Genomic DNA, 7,939 nt, shown 5'->3' on the forward strand with positions numbered 1-7,939 from the left:
TAGCGGCCGATACGGTCAAGCCGAACCGTCACTAAGTGGCGGCGCGGTTGCCGAAGAAGTCCTTGACCTTAGTGAAGAAACCCGCAGCCTCGGGTTGGGTTGCACCGGACGATAATTTTTCGAACTCGGCCAGCAATTCCTGCTGCTTCTTGGTTAAGTTTTGCGGTGTTTCGACCACGACCTGGACATACATGTCGCCGGTCTGACGCGAACGCAGCACCGGCATGCCTTTTGATGCAATGCGAAAGCGCCGGCTGGACTGGGTTCCGGCGGGGATTTTCACCTTGGTCTTGCCCTTGTCGATGGTCGGCACCTCGAATTCACCCCCCAGCGCCGCCGTCACCATCGAGATCGGCACGCGACAATGCAGATCGGCACCGTCGCGCTGAAAGAATTCATGCGAAGCCAGCGACAGGAAAATATAGAGATCGCCGGATGGACCGCCGCGAACGCCGGCCTCGCCCTCGCCGGAAAGCCGGATCCGCGTGCCGTCTTCCACGCCCTGCGGAATATTGACCGACAAGGTCCGCTCGCGCGTCACCCGCCCCGAGCCCGAGCAGGAGGGACAGGGGTCTTCGATCATCTGGCCGCGGCCCTGACAGCCCGGGCAGGTTCGCTCCAGCGTGAAAAATCCCTGCGCCTGCCGCACCCGGCCGGCGCCGCCGCAGGTCGAGCAGATCTTCGGCTTGGTGCCGGCCTTGGCGCCGATGCCCGAACAGGATTCGCAGGTGACCGAGACCGGAATCTCGATCTGGGCGGTCTTGCCGAGGAAGGCTTCCTCCAGCGTGATTTCCATGTTGTAGCGCAGATCGGCGCCGCGCTCGCGTCCACCGCGTCCGCCGCGCTGACCGGCCATGCCGAACAGGTCTTCAAAAATATCGGAAAATGACGATGCAAAGCCGGCGCCGAATCCGGGACCGCCGCCGCCCTGCTCGAACGCCGCATGACCGTAGCGGTCATAGGCGGCGCGCTTGTCGCCGTCTTTGAGGACTTCGTAGGCTTCGTTGATTTCCTTGAAACGGACTTCGCTCGTGGCGTCGCCCGGGTTTTTGTCCGGATGCCATTTCATCGCGAGCTTGCGGAACGCCGACTTCAGCTTGGACTCGTCCGCGGTACGTTCGACTTCAAGGGTTTCGTAGTAGCAGCGCTTGGTGGACATCCGTCAAACCCGCCCGAAGTTCATCCTCATTCCGAAGGAATGCGGCTCACACAATGCCGCCTTCGGCTTAATGAAAAATGACCCTCATCCGTCGCGACGCGCTGCGCGCTCACTGGGATGAGGGTCATCCTGACCGCCATTTAAGCAGACTTTTTGGTGTTCTTGTCGTCGTCGACTTCGGTGAATTCCGCGTCGACCACATCGTCTTTCGCCGCGTCCTTGGCCGCATCGGCCTCGGCCTGCTGCTTGTACATCGCCTCGCCGAGCTTCATCGAAGCCTGCGCCAGCGTATTGGTCTTGGCCTTGATCGCCTCGGCATCGTCGCCCTTCAGCGCTTCCTTCAGATCGCTGACCGCGTCTTCGATCGCCCGGCGTTCGCTTTCCTCGACCTTCGAGCCGTGCTCGGCCAGCGCCTTCTCGGTGGAATGCACCAGCGCGTCGGCATGGTTCTTGGCATCGACCGCTTCACGGCGCTTCTTGTCCTCGGCGGCGTTGGCCTCGGCGTCCTTGACCATCTTCTGGATGTCGGCTTCGGACAGACCGCCGGAGGCCTGAATCCGGATCTGCTGTTCCTTGCCGGTCGCCTTGTCCTTGGCCGAGACGTTGACGATGCCGTTGGCGTCGATATCGAAGGTCACCTCGATTTGCGGCATGCCGCGCGGCGACGGCGGAATGCCCATCAGGTCGAACTGACCGAGCACCTTGTTGTCGGCCGCCATCTCGCGTTCGCCCTGGAACACGCGGATGGTGACGGCATTCTGGTTGTCCTCGGCGGTCGAGAACACCTGGCTCTTCTTGGTCGGGATCGTGGTGTTGCGGTCGATGATGCGCGTGAACACGCCACCCAGCGTCTCGATGCCGAGCGACAGCGGCGTCACGTCGAGCAGCAGGACATCCTTGACGTCGCCCTGCAGCACGCCGGCCTGGATCGCGGCACCGATGGCCACGACTTCGTCGGGATTGACGCCCTTGTGCGGCTCCTTGCCGAACAACTGCTTCACCACTTCCTGGACCTTCGGCATGCGGGTCATGCCGCCGACCAGCACCACTTCGCCGATCTCGCCAGCGGTCAGGCCGGCGTCCTTCAAGGCCTTGCGGCAGGGCTCGATGGTCTTCTGGACGAGATCATCGACCAGCGCCTCGAACTTGGCGCGGGTCAGCTTCATCGTCAGATGCTTCGGACCGGACGCATCGGCGGTGATGAACGGCAGGTTGATTTCGGTCTGCGTGGTCGAGGACAATTCGATCTTGGCCTTTTCGGCGGCCTCTTTCAGGCGCTGCAGAGCGAGCTTGTCGTTGCGCAGGTTGATGCCCTGCTCCTTCTGGAATTCGTCGGCCAGGTAGCTGACCAGGCGCATGTCGAAGTCTTCGCCGCCCAGGAAGGTGTCGCCATTGGTCGACTTCACCTCGAACACGCCGTCGCCGATCTCGAGGATCGAGACGTCGAAGGTGCCGCCGCCGAGATCGTACACCGCGATGGTGCCGGCCTTGGTCTTGTCGAGACCATAGGCAAGCGCGGCCGCGGTCGGCTCGTTGATGATGCGCAGCACCTCAAGTCCGGCGATCTTGCCGGCATCCTTGGTGGCCTGACGTTGCGCGTCGTTGAAATAGGCGGGAACGGTGATGACGGCCTGATCGACCTTCTGGCCGAGATGGGCTTCGGCGGTCTCTTTCATCTTCTGCAGAATGAACGCGGAGACCTGCGAGGGCGAATAGGTCTTGCCGTCGGCTTCGACCCAGGCATCGCCGTTGGATGCTTTGACGATCTTGTAGGGGACAAGCTTCTTGTCCTTTTCGACCATCGGGTCGTCATAGCGGCGGCCGACCAGGCGCTTGACCGCAAAGAAAGTCCGCTCGGGATTGGTCACCGCCTGGCGCTTGGCCGGCTGGCCGACCAGGCGCTCGCCATCATCGCTGAAGGCGACGATCGACGGGGTCGTCCGCATGCCCTCGGCGTTCTCAATGACTTTCGACGTCTTGCCATCCATTACGGCAACGCACGAATTCGTGGTGCCGAGATCGATCCCAATGACCTTTCCCATGGTCCTCATATCCTTCTTTTTGCGGCAGGTTGGCTGGGCCCTGACGGCGCACCAATCCAACTCCCCAACGATCAATTACTCGCGATATTGCGACGGTGAGCCTCATATAGGAGGGGGGGCAGGCCCTGCAAGGACCGAGACGCAACCTTGAGCCCCGAAAACCCCTCAACCTTGAAAGATAGTGTCCGCTTCCGGGACGCCTTGGCGAGACCGGATCGCCGGAACACAAGCCGGAGCACAAGCCGGAACACCTGCTGGACCGGCCTGTTGCCGGAACGACAAACCCGCTAAAAGCGGGCGGACTGATCCCAAGAACCCACGGAGGACCCTGCGGAGAACCCGCCGGCTGCCCGCCGGGACCCGTGCCGGCCGACCATTGAACGGCCTCAATGCAAACACAGTAGATTTCCGATGAAGCACATTCGGCTATTCTCCGCGATTACCCTGCTCCTCATCGCCGCCGGCCCCGCCTTCGCCGCGGACCCGGTTTTCCCGCCGGGCGTCCGGGTCGGCATGGTGCCGCTGGTCGGCCTGGTGCGCGCCAAGACATTCATCGGATTTGAAACCGAGGATGGCAGCGTCAAGGTGCTGGTGGCGGAGCTGCCGGCCGACGCCTATGGCGAAGTGGTGAACGCCTTCAAGGCCAATCCGAACGGCACCGGCGGCATCAAGCCCGAGACCATCGAGACGTCGGCGGGAGTTGCCTATTACACCGTCGAGAACGCCAAGACCGGCGCGACCGCCGTACGGCGCTATTCGATGATCCTGCAGGGCGGCAGCACCTTCTCCGGCTATATCGCGGTCCAGGTCCCCGAGAATGCCAGCAAGATCTACACCGACGACGCGGTGCGGCAGATGTTTGCATCGGCCGTGATCCGCAAGTCCGTTCCGGTCGAGGAGCAGTTGTCGCTGTTGCCGTTCAAGGTCAGCGAGCTCGGCGATTTCAAGAATGTCCGCACGCTGGCGCCCGGCGGCGCCGTCATTCTCGCCGACGGCGATGAAACGACCGGCTTCGAGCCCTCTCCGTTCGTGGTGATTGGCGTGATGGCCTCCGCGCCGGCGCAACCGGAGGATCGCAGCCGCTTCGCCGAGCAGGCCGCAACCTCGATTCCGGGGGTACGCAACTGGCGTATCACGATGTCCGAGCCGGTCCGCATCGACGGCACCGCCGGATATGAAACGCGTCTCGAGGCGACCAGCGGCAAGGACAACATTCCCGTGACCGTCGTGCAGTGGCTGCGGTTCGGTGGCCCGACCACGCTTCGCGTCATCGGCAGCGCGCCGCGCGATCAATGGGCGAGCGCGTTTCCGCGTTTTCGCGCCGTGCGCGACGGAATTCACTGAGACGGAATTCACTGAACCGGCACCAAGGATCGCCCGCGGGCATCAGGTGCCAAAAATTCGAGCGCGCGCGGGCGCCGGCCAGCTTTACGATCGTTCGCCGACCTGATTTGCTGGCATCTATCTTTACAGGGGAGATGCAGCATGTTGGACCGAAGACAGATTCTGGCGGGATTAGGCACCGTGGCCCTCACGACCATGATTCCGAAATCACTTTGGGCGGCCGCTTCGATCAAGATCGATGACGCCTCGGCGCTTCTGGTCATCGATGTTCAGAACTGTTTCCTGCCCGGCGGCAGCCTGGCGGTGAAGGACGGCGAGCAAGTCGTTCCCGTGATCAATCGCATCGCCAAGGGCTTTGCCAATGTGGTGATGACGCAGGACTGGCACACCGCCGGCCATGTCTCCTTCGCGTCGGCCCATGACGGCAAGAAGCCCTTCGAAATGATCGATCTGCCTTACGGCAAGCAGATGTTGTGGCCCGATCACTGCGTGCAGGGAACCGACGGCGCCTCGCTGTCGAAAGACCTGTCGATCCCGCAGGCCGAGCTCGTGATTCGAAAGGGCTATCACAAGGACGTCGACAGCTATTCGGCCTTCACCGAAGCCGACGGCAAGACCACGACCGGGCTCGCCGCCTATCTGAAGGCGCGCAAGCTGGAGCGTCTGTTCATCGCCGGGCTGGCGACCGATTTCTGCGTGGCGTGGACCGCGCTCGACGCGCGCAAGGCCGGCTTCGAGGCCTATGTGGTCGAGGATGCCTGCCGCGGAATCGACGCGCAGGGTTCATTGGCCAAGGCCTGGGCGGACATGGAGAAGGCCGGCGTCAAGCGCATCCAGTCCAGCGATCTCGTGGTGTAAAAGAAATCGTAGGGTGGGCAAAGCCAACGGGTCGCGCGAATGCGCGCCCGATGACAGGCTCCGCGTGCCTACCTCTAAAATCTCGGTGGGCACGGCGCAAAGAGCGCCTTTGCCCACCCTACATTCTGCCCCTCATAATGGGGCGGGATCGCGCTCAGCTCGGTTCAGCAGCGCCGGCTTTGGCGCCGCCTTTGGAGACCGCCACCAGCGCCGGCCGCAGCACGCGCTCGCCGATGGTGTAACCGGCCTGCACGACCTGCACGACCGTCCCGGCGGGTACCGAAGCGTCCGGCACCTCGTACATCGCCTGCTGGAAATTCGGATCGAATTTCTCGCCCGAAGGATCGAATTTCTTGACGCCGTTTTTCTCCAGCGTGTTGAGCAGCGACCGCTCGGTCAGCTCAACGCCTTCGATCAGCGCCTTGAGCACGGGATCGGCCGCCGCTCTGGTGTCGGCCGGAACGGCATCGAGCGCACGCTGCAGATTATCGGCGATATCGAGCACGTCGCGCGCGAAACCGGTGATGCCATAGACCCGCGCATCGGCCACCTCGCGCGCGGTCCGCTTGCGCAGGTTTTCCATCTCCGCCAGCGTGCGCAGCATCTTGTCGCGCGATTCCGCGGCCTCTTTCGTAAGCGCCTCGACCGACCCTTCCTCGGGATCGTCGGGCATGATGTAGGGCTTGGAAACCACGGGTTCGGGGGCCTGTGCCGGGTTTGCCGGATTGTCCTTCTGCCCGTTGGGATCGGTCATCATACTGCCTTCTCGAAATCGTCTTGAGATTGATCTGGATCGATCTTGCAATGGATCGGGAATGAGTGGGGTTGCTGGGCCGGATATCGTGCTTCAGGCGCCAAAAATCAAGCGCCATTGCGCTTCAAGCGAAGCCTGCCCAAGGCTCGATCCGGGGTGGGAACCGGTCGACGTGACAGAAACGCTTCAAATGAGAGAGAGTCCCGCCGGATCCAGACCTGGATCATCCGCCCAGCATCCGGCTGACGATGCGCGCGGCATAGTCCACCGTCGGAATCACCCTGGCATAGTTGAGCCGGGTCGGCCCGATCACACCGAGAACGCCGACGATATGCCCAGCGCCGTCGCTATAGGGCGCGATGATCGTGGAAGAGCCCGACAGCGAAAACAGCTTGTTCTCCGATCCGATGAAAATCCGCACCCCTTCGGCGCGCTCGGCGCGTCCCAGCAGATCGATCACGCCGCGCTTGGTCTCGAGATCGTCGAACAAGAGCCGGACGCGCTCGAGATCCTCCAGCGCATGCAGGTCTTCCAGCAGATTGGCGTGACCGCGCACGATCAGCTGGCGGTTATCGGTTTCCCCGCCGGACCAGCTCGCGATCCCGGCCGCGATCACCTTTTGCGTCAGCTGATCGAGCTCGGTCCGGTTTTGGGTCAAGGCGGTCTCAAGTTCGAGGCGCGCTTCCGCCAGCGTTCGCCCGCGAATCCGTGAATTGAGAAAATTGCTGGCTTCGGTCAGGGCCGATGAGGGAACGCCCGGCGGCAGCGTCAGCACGCGGTTTTCGACCTGGCCGTCCTCGCCGACCAGCACCACCAGCGCCCGCTCCGGCTCCAGCCGTACGAACTCGATATGTTTGAGCCGCGAATTGGATTTCGCGGTCAGTACCACCGCCGCGGCCCGGGTCAGGCCGGACAGCCGGGTCAGCGCCTCGCCGAGCGCGGCCTCGACCGATTGCGCCTTGCCGACGGACGCGAGCTGGGTCTGGATCGATTGCCGTTCCGGTTCGGTGAGATCGCCCATCTGCATCAGGGCGTCGACGAAAAAACGCAGGCCGAATTCGGTCGGCAGCCGTCCCGCCGAGGTATGCGGGGCGTAAATCAGGCCGAGCGCCTCGAGATCCGACATCACGTTGCGCACCGAGGCCGGCGACAGCGGTACCGCGATCAGGCGCGAAATGTTGCGCGAGCCGACGGGTTCGCCGGTCGCCAGATAACTCTCGACGATTTGACGAAATATGTCCCGCGAACGCTCGTTGAGCTGGGCCAGCCCGGCATGCGGCGCGATCAGGCCAATCGGTTCGTGGTGGGCCACAGGGTACTCCTCACGGCAGACCCTAATTTGTCCATGTTGGAGGCAGGTTACAAGCAGGCATTGGTCCCAAAGGACGGGCGGAACTAACCACAAGGAGCCAACCAAGGGCCTTGCTGGCGCCCGCTCCCCCTCCTACAAGCACGCCAGCCACAACCTTTCTTGAATTCTGGAGGATTCCCATGCGGCCAAGCCGCCGTGCGCCGGATGAACTGCGCGCCGTGTCGCTGGAACGCGGCGTGGTCAAATATGCCGAGGGTTCCTGCATGGTCAAATTCGGCGACACCCATGTGCTGGTGACGGCCACGCTGGAAGAGCGGTTGCCGCCCTGGCTCAAGGGCCAGGGCCGGGGCTGGGTCACGGCCGAATACGGCATGCTGCCGCGGGCCACGCTGGAGCGCACCCGCCGCGAGGCGTCGGCCGGCAAGCAAAACGGCCGCACCGTCGAAATCCAGCGCCTGATCGGCCGCTCG

7 protein-coding genes are annotated in these 7,939 nt (G+C 63.1%); 3 read left to right on the top strand and 4 right to left on the bottom strand.

Features of this window, described 5'->3' with window-relative positions; all coding sequences use genetic code 11:
• Positions 1–31: 31 nt before the first annotated feature.
• Both dnaJ and dnaK read right to left on the bottom strand, forming a co-directional pair.
• Positions 32–1,159, bottom strand: a complete 1,128-nt coding sequence (gene dnaJ / locus ABR948_RS15820; protein ID WP_428119469.1) for a molecular chaperone DnaJ — start codon at positions 1,157–1,159, stop codon at positions 32–34.
• A gap of 140 nt (positions 1,160–1,299) precedes the next feature.
• Positions 1,300–3,201, bottom strand: a complete 1,902-nt coding sequence (gene dnaK / locus ABR948_RS15825) for a molecular chaperone DnaK (protein ID WP_428119471.1) — start codon at positions 3,199–3,201, stop codon at positions 1,300–1,302.
• A 411-nt stretch (positions 3,202–3,612) separates the two neighbouring features.
• On the opposite strand from dnaK, the gene ABR948_RS15830 reads away from it, so the two are divergent.
• Positions 3,613–4,545 (top strand): hypothetical protein, encoded by a 933-nt coding sequence (locus ABR948_RS15830; RefSeq protein WP_428119473.1) that lies wholly within the window; start codon positions 3,613–3,615, stop codon positions 4,543–4,545.
• A gap of 141 nt (positions 4,546–4,686) precedes the next feature.
• Complete coding sequence (gene pncA / locus ABR948_RS15835) at positions 4,687–5,403, top strand: bifunctional nicotinamidase/pyrazinamidase (protein ID WP_428119475.1); 717 nt, start codon at positions 4,687–4,689, stop codon at positions 5,401–5,403.
• Between the two features lie 154 nt (positions 5,404–5,557).
• On the opposite strand, the gene grpE is transcribed toward pncA, so the two are convergent.
• Together grpE and hrcA are read right to left on the bottom strand one after the other, a co-directional pair.
• Complete coding sequence (gene grpE, locus ABR948_RS15840; protein WP_428119477.1) at positions 5,558–6,157, bottom strand: nucleotide exchange factor GrpE; 600 nt, start codon at positions 6,155–6,157, stop codon at positions 5,558–5,560.
• Positions 6,158–6,380: 223 nt separating this feature from the next.
• Positions 6,381–7,469 (bottom strand): heat-inducible transcriptional repressor HrcA, encoded by a 1,089-nt coding sequence (hrcA, locus tag ABR948_RS15845; RefSeq protein ID WP_428119479.1) that lies wholly within the window; start codon positions 7,467–7,469, stop codon positions 6,381–6,383.
• A 179-nt stretch (positions 7,470–7,648) separates the two neighbouring features.
• On the opposite strand from hrcA, the gene rph reads away from it, so the two are divergent.
• Positions 7,649–7,939, top strand: a 291-nt coding sequence (rph, locus tag ABR948_RS15850; protein WP_428119481.1) for a ribonuclease PH, incomplete at its 3' end; no start/stop codon positions are given.

This window comes from Bradyrhizobium sp. (assembly GCF_050014615.1).
Lineage (GTDB): Bacteria > Pseudomonadota > Alphaproteobacteria > Rhizobiales > Xanthobacteraceae > Bradyrhizobium.

Coding starts and splice junctions, on each gene's coding strand:
- dnaK (WP_428119471.1), bottom strand. CDS start 3,201: ATGGGAAAGGTCATTGGGATCGATCTCGGCACCACGAATTCGTGCGTT.
- dnaJ (WP_428119469.1), bottom strand. CDS start 1,159: ATGTCCACCAAGCGCTGCTACTACGAAACCCTTGAAGTCGAACGTACC.
- ABR948_RS15830 (WP_428119473.1), top strand. CDS start 3,613: ATGAAGCACATTCGGCTATTCTCCGCGATTACCCTGCTCCTCATCGCC.
- grpE (WP_428119477.1), bottom strand. CDS start 6,157: ATGACCGATCCCAACGGGCAGAAGGACAATCCGGCAAACCCGGCACAG.
- pncA (WP_428119475.1), top strand. CDS start 4,687: ATGTTGGACCGAAGACAGATTCTGGCGGGATTAGGCACCGTGGCCCTC.